This is a genomic window from Aggregatibacter sp., assembly GCF_057314075.1.
The window spans coordinates 51,266-70,779 of record NZ_DBHLAR010000008.1 but is presented as its reverse complement, the minus strand read 5'-3'; the positions used below and the strand labels follow the sequence as shown (position 1 = coordinate 70,779).

Genomic DNA, 19,514 nt, shown 5'->3' with positions numbered 1-19,514 from the left:
TTTAATGCGTATTTTTTGTCTCTTATTTAATATTAAAAGGTAATCCCGTGACTGAACAAACTTCAAGAATTATCGAATCTCATGAAATCATGCAATTATTGCCACACCGCTATCCTTTTTTGTTAGTGGATCGAGTGCTTAATTTTGAAGAAGGCAAATGGTTGACTGCGATTAAAAATATCAGTGTGAATGAGCCTTATTTTACCGGTCATTTCCCGGGAAATCCTATTTTACCGGGCGTGTTAATTCTTGAAGCCATGGCGCAGGCTATGGGCATCTTAGCGTTTAAAACCCATGAGTTGGCCGGTGGTGAAATTTTCTATTTCGCCGGTGTTGATGAAGCCCGCTTTAAACGTCCGATTGTTCCAGGCGATCAAATGGTATTACATGTTGAAGTGATTAAAGAACGCCGTGGTATTACCGCGTTTACCGCCACAGCAACCGTTGACGGTGAAGTGGCCTGTGAAGCAAAACTAATGTGTGCTCGTCGCGTAGCGTAATTCAGAAAAGGGGATAAATATGATTCACCCAACCGCTAAAGTTCACCCGCAGGCCATTGTTGAAGACGGTGCAAAAATTGGTGAAAACGTGGTTATCGGCCCGTTTACCATCATCGGCAAAGACGTTGAGATCGGTAAAGGCACCATCGTTCATTCCCATGTTGTGATTAATGGGCATACACGCATCGGTGAAGATAATGAAATTTATCAATTCGCCAGCATCGGTGAGGTGAACCAAGATCTTAAATATCAAGGTGAGCCGACACGCGTTGTGATCGGTAACCGTAACCGTATTCGTGAAAGTGTTACCATTCATCGTGGTACAGTACAAGGTGGCGGTGTGACGAAAATCGGTGATGACAACTTATTCATGATTAACGTCCATATTGCACATGACTGCGTGATTAAAAACCGCTGTATTTTAGCCAATAACGCCACCCTCGCCGGGCACGTGGAATTGGACGATTTCGTCATTGTCGGCGGAATGTCTGCGATTCACCAATTCGTTGTCGTAGGTGCTCATGTGATGTTGGGTGGCGGCTCCATGGTCAGCCAAGACGTGCCTCCATATGTCATGGCGCAAGGCAACCATGCGCAACCGTTCGGCGTGAACATTGAAGGGTTAAAACGTCGCGGTTTTGATAAACCGACGATGCATGCGATTCGTAACGTTTACAAAATGATTTATCGTAGCGGTAAAACATTAGATGAAGTGATGCCGGAAATTGAACAAATTGCTGCCACAGAGTCAGCGATCAGTTTCTTCTTGGATTTCTTTAAGCGTTCCACCCGCGGCATTATCCGTTAATCCTTTTAATCAATTCATCCATTGCCGACCGCTCTTTTTTCATGACCAAAAGAGCGGTCGTTTTTTTCAGAGTTTTGACTATGCCAAATTCAATATCCCTCAATCATTCTCCAACCATTGCAATCATCGCAGGCGAAGTCTCCGGTGACATTCTCGGTGCGGGTTTAATTCACGCCCTGAAAGCGCGTTACCCGAACGCCAAATTTATCGGTATTGGTGGCGAACGCATGATTGCCGAAGGATTTGAAACCCTGTTTGATATGGAAGAATTATCCGTGATGGGCTTGGTGGAAGTGCTGAAACATCTACCACGCTTACTCAAAATTCGCCGCAGTATCATTGAGCAATTATCGGCATTAAAACCGGATATTTTCATTGGCATTGATGCGCCGGATTTTAACTTAGACGTAGAATTGAAGCTCAAACAACGGGGCATTAAAACCATTCATTATGTGAGTCCGTCCGTGTGGGCATGGCGTCAAAAACGCGTGTATAAAATCGCTGCGGCAACCAATTTGGTGCTTGCCTTTTTGCCTTTTGAAAAAGCCTTTTATGATCGTTTCAATGTGCCTTGTCGTTTTATTGGTCACACTATGGCAGATGCCATTCCATTGAAACCGAATCGCGAGGAAGCCTGCCAATTACTCAATTTAGACTCAACACAACGTTATGTCGCGATGTTAGTAGGAAGCCGTGGTTCTGAAGTGGAATTTCTTAGTGAACCTTTCTTGCAAACCGCGCAACTGCTACATCAGCGTTATCCGGATGTTAAATTTCTTGTGCCGTTAATTAATCAAAAACGTCGTCAGCAATTTGAACAAATCAAACAACGCGTTGCGCCGGAATTGGACATGATTTTATTGGATGGTAATGCGCGTGCAGCCATGATCGCCGCCGAGGCAACCTTGCTCGCCTCCGGTACGGCCGCGTTAGAAGCCATGTTATGTAAATCCCCGATGGTAGTGGGGTATCGTATGAAACCTTTCACCTATTTCTTAGCCAAACGCTTGGTGAAAACTAAGTACGTTTCTTTACCTAATTTGCTGGCAGATGAAATGTTAGTGCCGGAATTAATTCAAGAAGACTGCAATCCGACGAATTTGGCAGAAAAATTGTCCCACTATTTAAGTGAGGACAAAAGTGCGGTGCAAAATCGCCATGTTTTATTACAACGTTTTGCCGAGTTGCACCAAATGATCCAATGCAATGCCGATCAACAAGCCGCCCAAGCAGTGATTGATTTATTGGAGCCATTTCATGGATAAGTTTGTGTACCCACAGGGCTATGCGCTAATTGCCGGCGTGGATGAAGTGGGACGCGGGCCTTTAGTCGGTGCGGTGGTGACAGCAGCGGTGATTTTGGATCCGAACAATCCTATTGAGGGACTTGCCGATTCTAAAAAGCTGTCGGAAAAAAAACGTGCATTGTTAGCGGAAGAAATTAAGCAAAAAGCCTTCGCGTGGGCGCTCGGTCGGGCTGAACCACACGAGATTGACGAGTTAAATATTTTGCATGCCTCCATGCTTGCTATGGAACGGGCGGTAAAACACTTGAAAATTCAACCGCACTTTGTGTTGGTGGATGGCAATCGGATTCCGCCGAATTTGTCGATACCTGCTCAAGCCGTTATTAAAGGGGATGCTTTAGTGGCGGAAATTAGCGCTGCGTCTATTTTGGCAAAAGTCGCACGGGATCAGGAAATGTTCGAATTGGATCAACAATATCCACAATATGCCTTTGCGCAACACAAAGGCTACCCAACGAAATTGCATTTGGAAAAAATCGCCGAATTTGGCCTTTTACCACAGTATCGCCGTAGCTTTGCGCCTGTTAAAAAATTATTAGAATCGCTATAATTTAACCTACATTTGCCCATTTTTAGCACGGAGGACGCCATGAACCAATTTACCCGCTTACTGGATTCTTTCCGTCCGGAACCTTGGGTATGGGTGCTGTTGTTGCTTATTGCTTCCGTGATTCTCTTCATTCGTAACCGCATTCGCATGGACGTCATCGCCATTTTGGTGATGTTGGCGTTCAGCCTCAGTGGCATTTTAACCGTACAAGAAGTGTTTGCCGGTTTTAGTGACCCCAATATTATTCTGATTGCCTTATTGTTCATTGTCGGGGAGGGCTTGGTACGCACAGGTGTGGCGTATCAAGTGAGTGAATGGCTGTTAAAAGCTTCTCATAACAGTGAAGCACGTGTATTGGTTTTCATGATGTTAGCTGTGGCAGGGCTAGGCGCTTTCATGAGTTCCACGGGGGTTGTTGCTATTTTCATTCCCGTGGTACTGATGATTTGCCGCCAAATGAATATCTCTCCGAAACGTTTGATGATGCCCCTGAGCGTTGCCGGGCTTATCAGCGGCATGTTGACGTTGATTGCGACAGCGCCCAACCTGGTGGTGAATGCCGAGTTGGTCCGCGAAACCGATATGCGTTTGAAATTCTTCGATTTTACGCCTATTGGCTTGGTGATTTTGTTTATGGGGATCGGCTATATGCTGGTTGCCCGTCGTTGGTTAAAGTCCGATAAAGAAAATGAAACTAATAGCATGGATAAACGTTCCATGAGTGATTTGATTCATGAGTATGGTTTGCAACAACGCACGCAGCGTTTTGTGGTGAAAAAAGGCTCTCCGCTGATTGGTAAAAATCTGGATGAATTACATTTACGTTCTAAATTTGGTTTGAATGTGTTGGCAATTGAGCGTTGGAAGCGTTTTCGCCCGATATTTATTGCAGCGTTGGGTTCCTCAGACGTCCGTGAGAAAGATATTTTATTGATGGATAGCAGTGATCCTGAATTTAATTTAAAAGCCTTTTGTCAGGAATATTATTTAGAGCGGGCGGAAATTCGCGCGCAGTTTTTTTCCGAGCAAGCCAGTTCGATTGGCATGGCGGAATTAATTTTAGTGCCGGATTCCGACTGTATCGGAAAATCGACTGAAGAACTAGCTTTTCGTTCCAAATACGGTTTGAACGTGGTGGGCATTAAGCGTGACGGTGAAGTGCTTGGTGGGCATTTTGTTGAAACGCCCTATAAAGCCGGGGATTTATTGCTGGTGATTGGCGATTGGAAACTCATCCAGCAAATGCGTAGCCACAGCAAAGATTTCTTTGTGTTGAATTATCCGAGTGAAATCACCCGTGCGGTGCCGGCACAAAGCCAAGCGCCTTATGCGTTGTTGAGTATTTTGGTGATGGTGCTGCTGATGGTAACCCGTGTCGTTCCAAATGTGGTGGCCGCTCTCATTGCTTGCTTAATGCTAGGCTATTTCCGTTGCGTGGATAGCAAAAGCGCCTATGATTCAATTCACTGGTCAAGCCTTGTGCTGATTGTCGGGATGATGCCATTTTCGTTGGCGTTACAGAAAACCGGCGGGGTATCGGTGATTGTCGAGTTCATGTTGAATTTAGTGGGTGGCATGGGCAAACATTGGATTTTAATTAGCCTGTTTATTCTCACTGCCGTTGTCGGTTTATTCATTTCTAACACGGCTACCGCAATTTTGATCGCACCCATTGCCATTACGATGGCGCACCAACTCAATTTGTCCCCGATGCCATTTGCGATGGTGGTGGCCATCGCTGCTTCAGCTGCGTTTATGACGCCGGTGTCATCGCCGGTGAATACCATGGTTTTCGGCCCCGGCGGTTATAAATTTGCCGATTTTGTCAAAATTGGCGTGCCGTTCACTCTTTTAGTCATGTTGGTGAGCGTATTTCTTATTCCTTTACTCTTTCCTTTTTAATATTTAAGGAGAATGCGATGAGTATTTATGATCTGAAACCTAAGTTCCAAAATTTGTTACGTCCACTCGTGATAAAGCTGGAGCAACGTGGTGTGACTGCCAATCAAGTCACCTTAACCGCGTGTACCATTTCTGTTATTTTAGGGCTAATTTTGACCGCACTTTCCGGTTATCACTGGCTTTTTATTTTAATTCCTATTTGGTTGTTCGTGCGCATGGCACTCAATGCCATTGATGGTATGTTGGCGCGTGAATTTAACCAAAAATCCCGTTTGGGCGGATACCTAAATGAAATCACCGATGTGGTGTCTGATGCGGCGTTATATTTACCTTTCGCTTTTATTTCTCCTTTTGATGCGTTACAAATCGGCTTGATCATTTGGTTGTCGGCATTGACGGAATTTTGTGGTGTGCTTGGACAGGTGCAAGGAAAAACGCGTCGTTATGATGGTCCGTTAGGCAAAAGTGATCGGGCGTTTTTGTTCGGTGTGTTGGGCTTGGTTTATGTTTTCGTCCCGGTTTTACCGGATTTTCTCTATTGGCTGGTTTGGATTGCCATCATTCTGTTAATTGCCACCTGTGTAAAACGCGTGAAGTTCGGCTTAGCCGAAGTGGGTAATGAATAGGAGCATCATTATGTTAGCCAAATTGATCGATTTTCTCTTGTGTCGCTTCACCTCCTTTATCACCGGTGTGCGCCCGCAAAAAAATGTGAAACAGCAATCCGCGGATAAACATCGTTTGTATTTTGCCAACCATAACAGCCACGGTGATTTTATTTTGTTGTGGGTCTCTTTGCCGTATCAAGTGCGCAAAAACACCCGCCCGGTTGCCGGTGCGGATTATTGGACGAAAGGGCCGATTCGCCGTTTCTTGGCATACAAAGTATTCAATATGTTGTTGATTGAGCGGGGCGGCGATAATCCACAAGCCATTACCGAACAAATTAGCGATGCCTTGCAACATCATTCTCTGATTATTTTTCCTGAAGGCACCCGTAAAATGGATGACGATGTGGCGCTACAACCTTTCAAAAGCGGTTTGTATTACGTCGCAAAGCAGAACCCACAATTAGAACTTGTACCGGTATGGATTAGCAACATGCATAATGTGTTGCCAAAGGGCTTTGTAGTGCCGATTCCGTTGTTGTGTGATTTATATATGGGAGAGCCGCTCTTCTACCGTGAAGAGGAAAATAAGGCCGATTTCTTAATCCGTGCCGAACAGGCATTATTAAGTTTAAATTTAACCGAAAAAGGAAAAGCATAATGGAAATATGGCAACTGTTTGGCGGGTTAATCATCACCTTAATTATTGCGTCATCCATCGGTTATGGATTGAAATTCAAAGTCGGCTTCTCCACCCCTCATGCGGTAATTGATAATCTTAACGCACGAATTAATGCCTGGTGGGTCATGATTCTGATCATCTTTGCCGCCGCGGCATTGGGTTTTTATGGCGTAATCGGGTTATTTTTTGTCATTTCTTTCATGGCATTGCGTGAATTTTTATCGTTGCTTTATATTCGTCGTGGCGATCATCTCGCACTTGCCGCTTGTTTTTACATTATTCTGCCTCTTCAATACTTTTTAGTGGCAATTGACTGGTTCAGTATGTTCACCATCTTTATTCCGGTGTATGGCTTCCTGTTTTTGCCAATCCTTTCCGCCTTGTTGGGCGATACGGCGCATTTCTTAGATCGTTCCACTAAAGTGCAATGGGCATTGATGATCAGCGTCTTCTGCATTTCCCATATCCCGGCAATCCTGACATTAGACATTGAAGGTTTTGAAGAGAAAAAACTGCTATTGATGATTTTCTTGATTTTAGTGGTGCAATCCAGTGATGTGTTGCAATATGTATGGGGCAAGTTGTTCGGCAAACACAAAATTGCGCCAAAACTCTCGCCATCCAAAACCGTAGAAGGTTTTGTAGGCGGTGTCGTCAGCGCCAGTGTGCTGGGAGGCTTGCTTTATTGGCTTACGCCGTTTAACCCGGTACAAGCGGTGTTAATGAGCTTATTAATCTGCCTCATGGGCTTTTTAGGCGGCTTAGTGATGTCCGCGATGAAACGCAGCATGGGCGTAAAAGACTGGGGGAATATGATTAGTGGCCATGGCGGTATGTTGGATCGTATGGATTCCCTTTGCTTTGCTGCGCCGATTTTCTTCCATGTGGTGAGATATTATTGGGCTTAGTAGGACTTTTGTGAGAGCGGCTTCTAGCCGGATTTATTATTTAACAAACCTTAAAAATGAGAGAAAAAATGACCGCACTTTTAAAGATTGGGTTGGTGTCTGTTTCTGATCGGGCATCGCAAGGCGTGTATCCGGATCAAGGCATTCCGGAATTAAAAAATTGGTTGGAACAGGCGTTAGTGGATCCTTTTGAGGTAGTCGAACGCCTGATTCCGGATGAGCAACCGGAAATTGAGCGCACGCTGTGCAACTTAGTGGATGAAGAATATTGTCATTTGGTGCTCACCACCGGCGGCACAGGGCCGGCAAAACGGGATGTTACGCCGGATGCAACACTTGCTGTCGCGGATCGTGAAATGCCGGGATTCGGTGAGCAAATGCGTCAAGTCAGTTTGCATTTTGTGCCGACAGCCATTCTTTCTCGTCAAGTGGGTGTGATCCGTAAAGAAAGTTTAATTTTAAATTTACCGGGGCAGCCAAAGGCTATTAAAGAAACGCTAGAAGGTGTGAAAGATGAAAACGGCAATGTGTTGGTGAAAGGGATTTTTAGTGCCGTGCCGTATTGCTTGCAGCTCATCAACGGATTATATATTGATACCAAACCGGAAATTATTGCCAGTTTCCGCCCAAAATCTGCACGTCGGAGTTAAATGTTGAAGAATGGAGAGGTTAATTTTTTTATAAGATTTATGATCTTATAATAATGAAAGAGAATAAAAACACTATTTATATATTTATTGGTATAATAAATTGATTTAGTTGTAAAAAAACACTCAGTTTTACCCTATTAACTACACTGGCAAGCGTCAGTGAATCTATTTTTATTGAGGTACACCCAATGAACAAAATTTTTAAAATCGTCAAAAATCGCTCTACAGGACTATATACTGTTGCATCTGAATTAGCTAAAGGAGCAAAGAAAGGTAGTGCAGTAGCAGGAGTTGCATTATTACTTTCGGCAATGACTAATGCTAATGCTACGGGAGTCCCTCAAGGATATACACCAGCAGCAAATGACAATCAAGTTGGTAAAGTTACTATTGCCAGTTCAGGTACTTTAGATTTAGGTCAAGATAAGGGATTTGCATCAGCCCAGAAAGGTGAGGAAGTTAAGATTCATACATTGAAATCTAATAGTTCCATTACTGAACTCTATAATACGAAATATCAAGCAGTTGCTGATGCTCAAAAAGAAGTAGATAGTAAGCAGGCTTTATTTAGTCAAGCTGAAGCGACCTATAATCAAGCTAAATCTCACTATGAACAAGTCAATGCGAATGCATCGGCTACCCAGCAAGAAAAAGAAGATGCTCGTAACGCGATGCAAAATGCTAAATCGGCCAAAGATACGGCACAAACGGATTTAAATTCAGCAACTTCTGTATTAGATAATGCTAAAACAGCATCGGCTGCGATCAGTGATAGTAAATTTAAGGTCGATGATCCGAACGGCTTACTTGTAAATCGGACAGCGGGCGTTGTAACAGAAAAAGAAAAATATTGGACTTACAGAGATCCTATTACAAATTCACCAATTCAACTTGATGTTATAAAAGAATTAAAAGAAATTGATAACAGCCAAGAGATCCAAGGGGGAAGCTTGGAATTCACTTTCTTTGAAAAAATGTCCGATGATAAACAGTATGAAAACATGAAAGTTGTAGATGTTAATGGTGCTGGTACAACGGTTGATGTAGTTAATAATGGTGATCCAAAAAATGGTAATTTAACTGCAATTACTAAGGGCGGCGGTGTGATTGCTGTTAATGACGGAGCAAATTTAAACTACAACGCAGACACTAATTATTATACTGGTAATAGTGGTTCCTCAGTGTCTCTACCATTTGAAGAGAAACCTACTTATACATCAGCGTCTTCAACCACGCTTTACGGCGTCACCTATAAAGGTAAGATTCAAACTATTGCTGGTGATTTTAATGTAACTGATAGAAACTCGTTTAATGCTTTTAATCGTGCATTGAAAAATAAAATTAGAGGCGATCAGCAACTTCGTTTGGACTACCCAACCAGAAAAAAAATGCAAGAGCTTTATGATGCAGAAATTGCTAAAGCATATGAGGTTGAACTGAAAGGTACATATACAATTACGTACAATGTACAACGCGCAGAAGTAGATGAGTTGGCAGCTAAAGCAGGAGTCACCGAACAATTTAAAAATCGTGTGACTGATGCTGATGTTAATAAAGATATTGGTACTAAAGGGGTTGGCGATAACTACTTTATTGGTGTCACAGGGAGTGGTTCAACCGTTAATATCGCCCAGGGGAAAACAATTAAAAACTCTGTTGATGGTGGATATAGTGCAGGTTTTGTGATCAAAGGTGATTTTGAGAACTCTGGTAAAAACGCAGAAAACACTTATAACATCAATGGAACGATTGAAGGTAATCAAGCAACAAGTGCCACAGAAAATAGTACAGCAACAATAAAAGTGAAAAATGCCAACGTCAACGTGGCTAACACCGGGAAGGTTGATGGTGCAATTGTTGTTGCTGAGAGCGATGCAGGTAAAACAAATACCCTAAATAATAAAGGTGAAATTACCGGTCATACTTATATGGCTAATGGTTCTATTACCAATGAAGGTAAAATGTCGAATATTACCGGTAAGAAGGTCAAAGTTGATAATAAGAGCGGTGCTACGGCTGGAAATATTGATGTAGGTGATGGTAGTGAAGTGACTAATGATGGTGCTGTTTCCGGTTCAATTGCTGCGGGTGAAAATGCCAAGGTTACTAATAAAGCAGGCTCAACAGTAGCAGGTTTTGTAACAGTAAAAAATGGTTCAACGATTAAAAATGATGCAGGTGCTACGATTAAAGGCGTGGTTGTTGCTAATGGCGATACTGCAAGTTTTACTAATGAAGGGGTGGTTAGCGGTTCTATCAATGCAGTAAATGGAGCTACAGGGACAAATGCGGCAGACCTCGTAAGTGAAGGTCAGAAAGATATTATCAAACTAGAAAGTGGCTCTAAGGCAACCAATACGGGACATATCTATATTGGTTATAAGCAAAAAGATGGAGCAACTCAGACTGATCCAAAAGAAATTGTAGTTTCTGAGAAAGCTGATGACTACAAAGCAATTAATGTAAACGGTAAAGATGGCAATGATAAGCCTTCCACCTTCATTACTGACGGCAATAGCAAAATTTATTTAGCCGGAAATCAAACTCGTGCAACAGTGGTAAATGTAGAAAAAGGTGGTCATTATGTTGCCACTTCAGCGGCAGAAATTGTATTAAATAAAGAAGAACTTACCCCTGTTACAACTGATCCGGCTGAAGGTAGTAATCAAGTTAAGTTAGACCCTGAGGTAGGAAATAATAATACTGCTGTCCTAGTGGATGAAGGTTCAACGGCAGATATTGCAGGGACAATCACATTAAAAGATAGTGGTAGTAGAGCAGTTTTGGCGCAAGACAAAGGACAAGTTACCTTTAGTGGTACCGTGAATCTAGATTCTAAGGATGTTGGAGATGCGGCTCTAGTAAACATCGGTTTGCAATCGGAGAATGAAGGCTCTCAAATTACGATGAAAGATAGCGCTGTGGTTAACATCAACTCAAATCGAGGGATTGGTGTGCATGTGCGTGACCAAGGCCGAATCATTGTTAATGATCAAGCCGGAGTGACTTTTAGTAGTGACAAGAAAGATCAAATTGGATTTTTGATATCGGGCATTACGTCAACGCCTAACTCAAAACCAGCTATTGAATATAACAGTACAAAAGATATTCAAGTGAAGGGTGAGAATTCCGTATTAATGCGCATTGAACGTGGTTCTCAATTTACTTCTAATACGCTAGGGGGAACACATAAACCATCTTCATTTGATTCTAACAATAGTAAAAATTCCACGTTAATGCTTGTTACTAGTGGTGCGACTGCTAAACACGATAAAGAATCTTGGCAAACTCAAGCAGATCTCTCTAATATTGAACTAAAAGTAAGTGGGGAAAATGCAAAAGGTGTTGCTGTACAAGGTGGTGCAAACGCAAAAATTACAGATTCAACAAAATTTAGTGTAGAGGGTGACGGTGCTACATTGGCAGAGATCGATGGTAAGTACTACGATTTGAATGGAAAAGAAGCACCTAACAGTCTTAACGGAGTACATTCCACAGCAAAATCTATTTTAGAGAGTGCGGCTATTTTGAATGCGAGCTCTTTTAAAGCGACAAATAGCACCGGTTACTTAGTAAAAAATAACGGTGTGTTGTCTCATTCAGGTAATATTGATTTTACTGGAAATTCTAACAATAACGTTGGTGTGAAGGTTGTTGATGGCGGTAAGCTCGTTAATAATGAAAATTCTTTTATTAAAGTAAAAGGTAATGCAATTGAAGTTAGCGGAAATGCTTCTGAAGTAGAGATCAACAGTACACAAGCAAATACACCTATTGTATGGGCGCTAGGTACTGGAAATACAGCAACTCCTGGATCTGCATACCACTTAAAGGATCAATCAAATCTAAAATTAACTGGTGCGGGCTTAACAAAAGCTGAAGGTGGTGCGCACGGTGTATTAGTGGATGGCGCAAGCAAAGTCGTTATTGATAGTTCAAATATTGAAGTTGCTGGGGCGGGTAATGGTATTGAAAACCGTTCTGCTTTAGATAATATCCAGTTTATTAATAATGCAACTATTAAGGTAGAGGATGGTGTTGGTATTCATTCTGGCGTAGGCTTCTCTTCTCCTGAAAAAACGAATGGTGTTATTAATGTAACAGGTTCAGGTACGGGTATTAAGTTTGAAAAGATTAACAAAGATACCGGTGCTTCCGAGGGAGATACAGACGTTGCTATTCAAAATACAGGCTTTGAAAATGTTGTTATTAACGTTCGTGGTGCAGCAGGGAAAGGTATTGACGTTCATAGTACTAAAGACGTTGTAACTAGTGCTAGTGTGAATGTAATGGATGCTAATGGGAATTCTGCATTGATTGTTGATGGAACCTCTGAAAATGTGAAACAAAGTGGTCGATTACAATCTGCAAGTTCAAAACCAATTGTTTCACTAAATAGCAATGTGAAGAACTTTACTAATGAAGGAAAATTACTTTCCGGTACATTTAACAATGATACTTTTACTGCAGAAAAAGATGAGACCAAGTTTGCTCTAAAACAAGGTGCTGATAGAAGTGCATTGAATTTCACTAATAATGGTGAGATTAACAATACAGTGGAATTGTTAGGTAAAAATCCAGATGGTACGGGCAATACAGTAACACTTGCTGATGGCTCAAAAGGTGAATTATTCAAAACGGGGGATGGTAATGATACGTTCAACGTAAATAAAGTAACCGGCGCTGATGATGACTCCCAAACTAGACAGTTTGCCAAACTTGATGGTGGAAAGGGAAATGATACCGTTCGATTTGCGCAGCAATCTGATTTCACCATCAATAAGGCTGATACAATCACTAATATTGAGAAAGTGGGTGTTGCTGACAGTTCCACACTTACTCTTAATCAGAATCTGTTAACCGGTACAACGGAATATAATATCGAGGATACCGGTAGCAAAGTTGTGTACAACAAAAATAGCGCAGCAAATGTGGATGCTAAACTCACAGGGAAAGGTACGTTCTTATTTAACGGAGACAAAGATAATAACGCTACCCGCAATGACTTAAACTTTACAGGAAATCGCAATTCCGGTGGGGCATTTGAGGGTACGGTTGAAATCAAAAATGCGAATTTAACTTTAGGTAATGCGAATACTGATGCATTAACCAAGGCAGAATTGAAAGCGTCTGGTAACAGTGAAGTCAAAGTTCAATCTGGTGATCAAGCGATCCGTAAATTGAACTTCAACGGTGGTTTAGTGGATTTCGGCAAGGTTAGCTTGACTGACCCAGCCTCCAAATCTGCAAACCATGTTAAAACAACAGATCTGCACTTAGGAGCAGGAAAGGTTCGTGTTGATCTAGAATCTCCAGAGACAATGGCGAATGGCAAACCGCTAATGGAACAAGATGACGCCGGAATGATGTCTCAATTAGCTTCTTCAGAAAATGCGGTAACTGGTAATGTAGATGATCTTGGTTTAGTAGATAAAAATGGTAATGTAATTCCAGCTTCAATTAAAACTGACATCAATCAAGATGGTAATAACCAGGTTGCTCGAGTGTCTTATGAAAGCAAATTAACTACTCAAGGCGATTTAGGCAATGGCTTGTATTTGCGTTATGGCATTGATACCGTTGAGCTTAAAGAAAAAGAGGAAAAAGGTCTAAAACTAGATGGTACAAATAAAACAGGTTTAGCCGCTGAGTTAAAAGCTAAAGTAACTGACTTTGACAATGGAGACAATACTAAGACTGAGGGTGATTTACAAATTGTTGGTTCAGGCGAAGTAACCTTGAATAATGAGGGTAATGATTACCACGGTAAAACCTTAGTTAAAGAGAGTGCGACATTAAAAGCAGGTTCAGATAATGCTTTAGGTAATACAAAAGAGCTGAATCTTGCTGGTGGTACAACCTTTGACTTAAATGGTAAAACTCAAACTGTTGGCGCGTTAAATACGGCGGCTGGTTCTACAGCAAAAGTGAACGGTGGTAATTTAACGCTTGCAGGTGTAGCTGACTCAGTCGTGAATGGCGCTTTAAAAGGTGCAGGTGAAATCACTGTTGCAGCTAATAAGTTAACGGTAAATGGTAGTAACACTGGTCTGACGGCCAAGGTAACAGTGGGTAAAGATGACACTGTAGAAGCTAAAGTTGAAGCGAATAAGGTTGACAGCTTAGGTACAGGCGATGTTGACATTAAAGCGAAATCTGAAGTCAATGTAGCACTTGCTGCAGCGGAAAGTGCGGTTGAGATTGCGAATAAATTGACGGGTACAGGTAAGTATCATTTCAACGGAGATAAGACTAACGCAGGACAAACTGAAGTTGGCTTTAAAGCGGGTACAAACACTGGAGGTACCTTTGAGGGTGAAGTTGAGCTTACTAATGCGAAACTCAATTTAGCTGGCGATAATACAGATGCATTAACAAAGGCCAAACTAAAACTCTCAGACAAGGGTTTGCTTAATGTTGGTGAGGGAACTCAACAAATTAAAGCGCTTGACCTTAATGGCGGTACAGCTAACTTCAAAAATGTGGGCTTAAAACAAGGTGAGACCACAGAATTAGCAGCGAATAACATTTCTGTTACAGATCTAAATTTAGGTTCAGGTAAAGTTCAGGTAGATATTGCGCCAAGCAATGGATTAGTCGGCGGCTTATCCTTGATGGAACAAGATAACGATGCGATGAAGTCTCGTTTAGTTCAGTCAGCTAATGATATTACTGGTGACGCAGGCAACGTATCTTTAGTAGATAAAGATGGTAATGACTTGCCAAATCCGACCAAATTAATGGTTAAACAAGATGGTAAGGATGTTGCTCGTGCCTCTTACGGTACAGATTTATCCGTAAGTACAGATAAAAAAGGCTTGGATTTAAGTTTAGGTCTAAATAAAGTTGAGTTAAAAGGTCAGGGCGATGATGCATTGAAATTAGATGCAACAGGTAAATCAGGTGCTGATGCTGAGTTAAAAGTTCAAGTAACTGACTTTGACAATGGAGACAATACTAAGACTGAGGGTGATTTACAAATTGTTGGTTCAGGCGAAGTAACCTTGAATAATGAGGGTAATGATTACCACGGTAAAACCTTAGTTAAAGAGAGTGCGACATTAAAAGCAGGTTCAGATAATGCTTTAGGTAATACAAAAGAGCTGAATCTTGCTGGTGGTACAACCTTTGACTTAAATGGTAAAACTCAAACTGTTGGCGCGTTAAATACGGCGGCTGGTTCTACAGCAAAAGTGAACGGTGGTAATTTAACGCTTGCAGGTGTAGCTGACTCAGTCGTGAATGGCGCTTTAAAAGGTGCAGGTGAAATCACTGTTGCAGCTAATAAGTTAACGGTAAATGGTAGTAACACTGGTCTGACGGCCAAGGTAACAGTGGGTAAAGATGACACTGTAGAAGCTAAAGTTGAAGCGAATAAGGTTGACAGCTTAGGTACAGGCGATGTTGACATTAAAGCGAAATCTGAAGTCAATGTAGCACTTGCTGCAGCGGAAAGTGCGGTTGAGATTGCGAATAAATTGACGGGTACAGGTAAGTATCATTTCAACGGAGATAAGACTAACGCAGGACAAACTGAAGTTGGCTTTAAAGCGGGTACAAACACTGGAGGTACCTTTGAGGGTGAAGTTGAGCTTACTAATGCGAAACTCAATTTAGCAGGCGATAATACAGATGCATTGACAAATGCTAAGTTAAAGGCCTCTGAGAATGCATTGGTTAATGTAGGTCAGGGGGCTCAAAATGTAAATTCTGTCAGCTTTAATGGTGGTACTTTCAACTTCGGTACGGTAAATGCTTCACAAGCATCACCATCGCTTGCAAGTCATCATATTAATACCGAGAACCTAAGTTTAGATAGCGGTAAAGTACAGGTTGACATTGGTTTCCCACAAGATGGTTCAGGTAATAATTTATCCTTGATGGAACAAGATAACGATGCGATGAAGTCTCGTTTAGTTCAGTCAGCTAATGATATTACTGGTGACGCAGGCAACGTATCTTTAGTAGATAAAGATGGTAATGACTTGCCAAATCCGACCAAATTAATGGTTAAACAAGATGGTAAGGATGTTGCTCGTGCCTCTTACGGTACAGATTTATCCGTAAGTACAGATAAAAAAGGCTTGGATTTAAGTTTAGGTCTAAATAAAGTTGAGTTAAAAGGTCAGGGCGATGATGCATTGAAATTAGATGCAACAGGTAAATCAGGTGCTGATGCTGAGTTAAAAGTTCAAGTAACTGACTTTGACAATGGAGACAATACTAAGACTGAGGGTGATTTACAAATTGTTGGTTCAGGCGAAGTAACCTTGAATAATGAGGGTAATGATTACCACGGTAAAACCTTAGTTAAAGAGAGTGCGACATTAAAAGCAGGTTCAGATAATGCTTTAGGTAATACAAAAGAGCTGAATCTTGCTGGTGGTACAACCTTTGACTTAAATGGTAAAACTCAAACTGTTGGCGCGTTAAATACGGCGGCTGGTTCTACAGCAAAAGTGAACGGTGGTAATTTAACGCTTGCAGGTGTAGCTGACTCAGTCGTGAATGGCGCTTTAAAAGGTGCAGGTGAAATCACTGTTGCAGCTAATAAGTTAACGGTAAATGGTAGTAACACTGGTCTGACGGCCAAGGTAACAGTGGGTAAAGATGACACTGTAGAAGCTAAAGTTGAAGCGAATAAGGTTGACAGCTTAGGTACAGGCGATGTTGACATTAAAGCGAAATCTGAAGTCAATGTAGCACTTGCTGCAGCGGAAAGTGCGGTTGAGATTGCGAATAAATTGACGGGTACAGGTAAGTATCATTTCAACGGAGATAAGACTAACGCAGGACAAACTGAAGTTGGCTTTAAAGCGGGTACAAACACTGGAGGTACCTTTGAGGGTGAAGTTGAGCTTACTAATGCGAAACTCAATTTAGCAGGCGATAATACAGATGCATTGACACATGCTACACTGAAATTAGCAAAAAATAGTACTGCAACTGTAGGCGATGCTAAGAAGAAAGCGACTAGTTCAGAAGTATCACAAACTATTGGCGCTTTAACCTTAGATGGTGGCTTAGTCGACTTTGGTGAAGTGAATCTTGGCTCTGCGGAAGAACCAAAACCTGCAGATAATAATATTGTTGCGGATACTCTGAAGATAGAAAGTAACAGTAAGGTCAAAGTAAACGTTGTACAAGATGAGTCTGGTTTAGTCGGTGGTGTTCCATTATTAGAACAAGATGACAATGGCTCTATGAAAGCTCGCTTAATTAAAGCAACAAATATTGAAGGTGTTACTAAGGATTCTGAAGGTAAGATCACAAACATTACTATGCTTGATGCAGATGGAAATCCTGCAAAAGAGACAATGAATGTAGACTTAATTCAAAATGCTGAAAAAGTAGCTAGAGCAGTCTATGATGCAAAATTAACCACAGATACTTCGGGTTTAAACATTGAACATACGTTAAAAGAAGTTCAATTAAAAGGTACTGAGGAGAACGCATTAAAACTGGATTCATCTTCTGCAAAAACTGATAAAGCAAAAGAGTTAACCGCTAAATTAACTGGCTTTGTGAATGATGATGGCAGCAAAACAGAGGGTGATTTACAAATTGCTGGCTCTGGTGAAGTAACTCTCAATAATTCAGAGAACGATTATCGTGGCAAAACTATGGTTAAAGACAGTGCGACATTAATAGCAGGTTCAAATAAAGCTTTAGGCAATACAAAAGAGCTAAATCTTGCTGGTGGTACAACCTTTGACTTAAATGGTAAGACTCAAACTGTTGGCGCGTTAAATACGACGGCTGGCTCTACAGCAAAAGTGAACGGTGGTGACTTAACGCTTGCGGGTGAGACTGACTCAGTTGTAGATGGTGCTTTAACTGGTGAAGGTAACATTAGAGTTAAGGATAACACCTTGACGGTAAATAGTTCTAATACAGATTTGTCAGCGGATATTACTATTGGTAACGACGATAACAAGCAGGCCCAAGTGAAAGTCAATAAACTTGATAGTCTTGGTAAAGGCGCTGTTAAAGTTAATAACGATGGTGTATTAGATGTAACGCTTGCAACAGATGGAGAGTTAACGAATCGTGTTATCACCAGTGATGCTGATGATACTTCAGGTGCTGTGAACAAAAATGGAACAGGCACCTTAACAATGAACGATAAACAGGCTCAGTACTATGGTAAAACTAATCTAAATGAAGGTAGTTTAATCTTCAATGGTACAGGTGATACCGTGAAGAGCACTCTTGTCAATGTGAAAGAGAATGCCACATTAATTGGTCTTAATAACGTTACCTTGGAAGGCAAAGTGGATAATAACGGGACTTTCCATGTTGGTAACTTGCCTGGTTCTACTGTTGTAGATAGTTCAACAGTTACTGTTGGCGGTTACAATGGGCAGGATACAAGTAGTCTTGTATTTAATGGTAACCTTGGTGGTGATGATTCTCCATTTAATAAACTGATTGTAAATGGTAACACTACAGGTAAGAGCATTATCAAAGTAAATGATATTGCCGGTACTGGTGAAGAGACTAAGGATGGTATCAAAATTGTAGAAGTAACCGGTAAGTCTGATGCTGAGTTTGCCTTAAACGATCGTTTATCGGCGGGTGCTTTTGACTATCGTTTACTGAAGAAAGAAAGTGACTGGTATTTAAGCAGCAAAGGCGGCCTAAAACCAGAAGTTGGTTCTTACTTATCTAACTTGGTCGCGGCAAATACCATGTTTGATTTGAGATTGCATGATCGTTTAGGTGAGCCAAGCTTTACGGGTAACAAACTTGAGAAAGGTAAATGGCCATCAGTTTGGGCGAAGGTTCGTTATGATGATGTGCGTTTTGAAGATGATCGCGGTCACTTAACTAACAAACTACACAATCGTACAATTCAATTAGGTTCAGACATCGGAAGATGGTCAGACAAAAATGAGAATATGTACTTAGTTGGTGTGATGGGCGGTTATGGACGAGCAAATTCAACCACAAACAATGCGGTAACCGGCTACTCAGCGAATGGTAAGCTCACTGGCTTTAATTTGGGTGTATATGCCACAATGTATGCTAATAATAAAGACCAAACTGGGTTGCATTTAGATGGTTGGGTATTATGGAATGAGTTCAAAGGAACAGTAACAGGTTCTAAATCAACTAATCATTATGATTTAACTGGTGTTACTGCATCCGTTGAAGCTGGTTATACAAGCAAGTTTGAAGGTAAAGATGCATATAACTACTTCATTCAACCGAAAGTTCAATTCACTTATACAAACGTTGATGCCTTTGATACTCAAGATGGTAAGGTATCTGTCGCTGGTCGTGGTGAAAACCTTAGAACTCGTGTGGGTGTTAAAGCCTTTATGAACAATAAAATGCCAAATGCAGAGAAAGTATGGCAACCATTTATTGAATTTAACTGGTTAAACAACAGAAAACCATATCAGGTAACTGTTGGTTCAACTAAAGTAGAACAAGGTGGTGTGAAAAATCTCGGAGAGGTCAAAGTTGGCTTCGAGCATAAAGCGTCTAAAAATGTGGATGTCTGGTTAAGTGGAGCTTATCAATTTGGTCAGCAAGACTTCCAGAAAACCAGTATTCAAGCAGGTATGAAGTATAGCTTCTAATCTCATTCATT

General features: G+C 41.4%; 10 protein-coding genes. All 10 read left to right on the top strand.

The features are described 5' to 3' along the window. Window positions 1–89: 89 nt before the first annotated feature. The 10 genes from fabZ (at window position 90) to ACO5E4_RS05790 (ending at window position 19,503) form a co-directional block, all read left to right on the top strand. Window positions 90–500: a 3-hydroxyacyl-ACP dehydratase FabZ gene (gene fabZ, locus ACO5E4_RS05835; RefSeq protein ID WP_485862499.1), complete on the top strand. Its 411-nt coding sequence runs from the start codon at window positions 90–92 to the stop codon at window positions 498–500. Between the two features lie 19 nt (window positions 501–519). Continuing rightward, window positions 520–1,308, top strand: a complete 789-nt coding sequence (lpxA, locus tag ACO5E4_RS05830) for an acyl-ACP--UDP-N-acetylglucosamine O-acyltransferase (RefSeq protein WP_296026964.1) — start codon at window positions 520–522, stop codon at window positions 1,306–1,308. 80 nt (window positions 1,309–1,388) lie between these two features. Then, window positions 1,389–2,573, top strand: coding sequence for a lipid-A-disaccharide synthase (lpxB, locus tag ACO5E4_RS05825; protein ID WP_485862384.1), 1,185 nt, complete (start codon window positions 1,389–1,391; stop codon window positions 2,571–2,573). Continuing rightward, entirely contained in the window at window positions 2,566–3,165 is a 600-nt protein-coding gene (gene rnhB, locus ACO5E4_RS05820; protein ID WP_485862383.1) for a ribonuclease HII, read from the top strand. Before lpxB ends, rnhB begins: the two co-directional genes overlap by 8 nt. A 39-nt stretch (window positions 3,166–3,204) precedes the next feature. After that, complete coding sequence (locus tag ACO5E4_RS05815; RefSeq protein WP_485862382.1) at window positions 3,205–5,067, top strand: SLC13 family permease; 1,863 nt, start codon at window positions 3,205–3,207, stop codon at window positions 5,065–5,067. A 17-nt stretch (window positions 5,068–5,084) separates the two neighbouring features. Beyond that, window positions 5,085–5,693: a CDP-alcohol phosphatidyltransferase family protein gene (locus tag ACO5E4_RS05810; RefSeq protein ID WP_448758032.1), complete on the top strand. Its 609-nt coding sequence runs from the start codon at window positions 5,085–5,087 to the stop codon at window positions 5,691–5,693. Window positions 5,694–5,703: 10 nt separating this feature from the next. Then, entirely contained in the window at window positions 5,704–6,336 is a 633-nt protein-coding gene (locus ACO5E4_RS05805; RefSeq protein WP_485862381.1) for a lysophospholipid acyltransferase family protein, read from the top strand. Next, a complete protein-coding gene (locus ACO5E4_RS05800; RefSeq protein WP_485862380.1) occupies window positions 6,336–7,265 on the top strand; it encodes a phosphatidate cytidylyltransferase in 930 nt (309 codons plus the stop codon). Before ACO5E4_RS05805 ends, ACO5E4_RS05800 begins: the two co-directional genes overlap by 1 nt. 68 nt (window positions 7,266–7,333) lie before the next feature. Further along, entirely contained in the window at window positions 7,334–7,915 is a 582-nt protein-coding gene (gene mog, locus ACO5E4_RS05795) for a molybdopterin adenylyltransferase (protein ID WP_485862379.1), read from the top strand. Between the two features lie 188 nt (window positions 7,916–8,103). Then, window positions 8,104–19,503, top strand: coding sequence for an autotransporter outer membrane beta-barrel domain-containing protein (locus ACO5E4_RS05790; protein ID WP_485862378.1), 11,400 nt, complete (start codon window positions 8,104–8,106; stop codon window positions 19,501–19,503). Window positions 19,504–19,514 lie beyond the last annotated feature (11 nt).

What these genes read in the sequence shown, in the direction of transcription:
- fabZ (WP_485862499.1), top strand. Translation starts at nt 90, where the DNA reads ATGCAATTATTGCCACACCGCTATCCTTTTTTGTTAGTGGATCGAGTG.
- ACO5E4_RS05805 (WP_485862381.1), top strand. Translation starts at nt 5,704, where the DNA reads ATGTTAGCCAAATTGATCGATTTTCTCTTGTGTCGCTTCACCTCCTTT.
- ACO5E4_RS05815 (WP_485862382.1), top strand. Translation starts at nt 3,205, where the DNA reads ATGAACCAATTTACCCGCTTACTGGATTCTTTCCGTCCGGAACCTTGG.
- rnhB (WP_485862383.1), top strand. Translation starts at nt 2,566, where the DNA reads ATGGATAAGTTTGTGTACCCACAGGGCTATGCGCTAATTGCCGGCGTG.
- mog (WP_485862379.1), top strand. Translation starts at nt 7,334, where the DNA reads ATGACCGCACTTTTAAAGATTGGGTTGGTGTCTGTTTCTGATCGGGCA.
- lpxA (WP_296026964.1), top strand. Translation starts at nt 520, where the DNA reads ATGATTCACCCAACCGCTAAAGTTCACCCGCAGGCCATTGTTGAAGAC.
- lpxB (WP_485862384.1), top strand. Translation starts at nt 1,389, where the DNA reads ATGCCAAATTCAATATCCCTCAATCATTCTCCAACCATTGCAATCATC.
- ACO5E4_RS05800 (WP_485862380.1), top strand. Translation starts at nt 6,336, where the DNA reads ATGGAAATATGGCAACTGTTTGGCGGGTTAATCATCACCTTAATTATT.
- ACO5E4_RS05810 (WP_448758032.1), top strand. Translation starts at nt 5,085, where the DNA reads ATGAGTATTTATGATCTGAAACCTAAGTTCCAAAATTTGTTACGTCCA.
- ACO5E4_RS05790 (WP_485862378.1), top strand. Translation starts at nt 8,104, where the DNA reads ATGAACAAAATTTTTAAAATCGTCAAAAATCGCTCTACAGGACTATAT.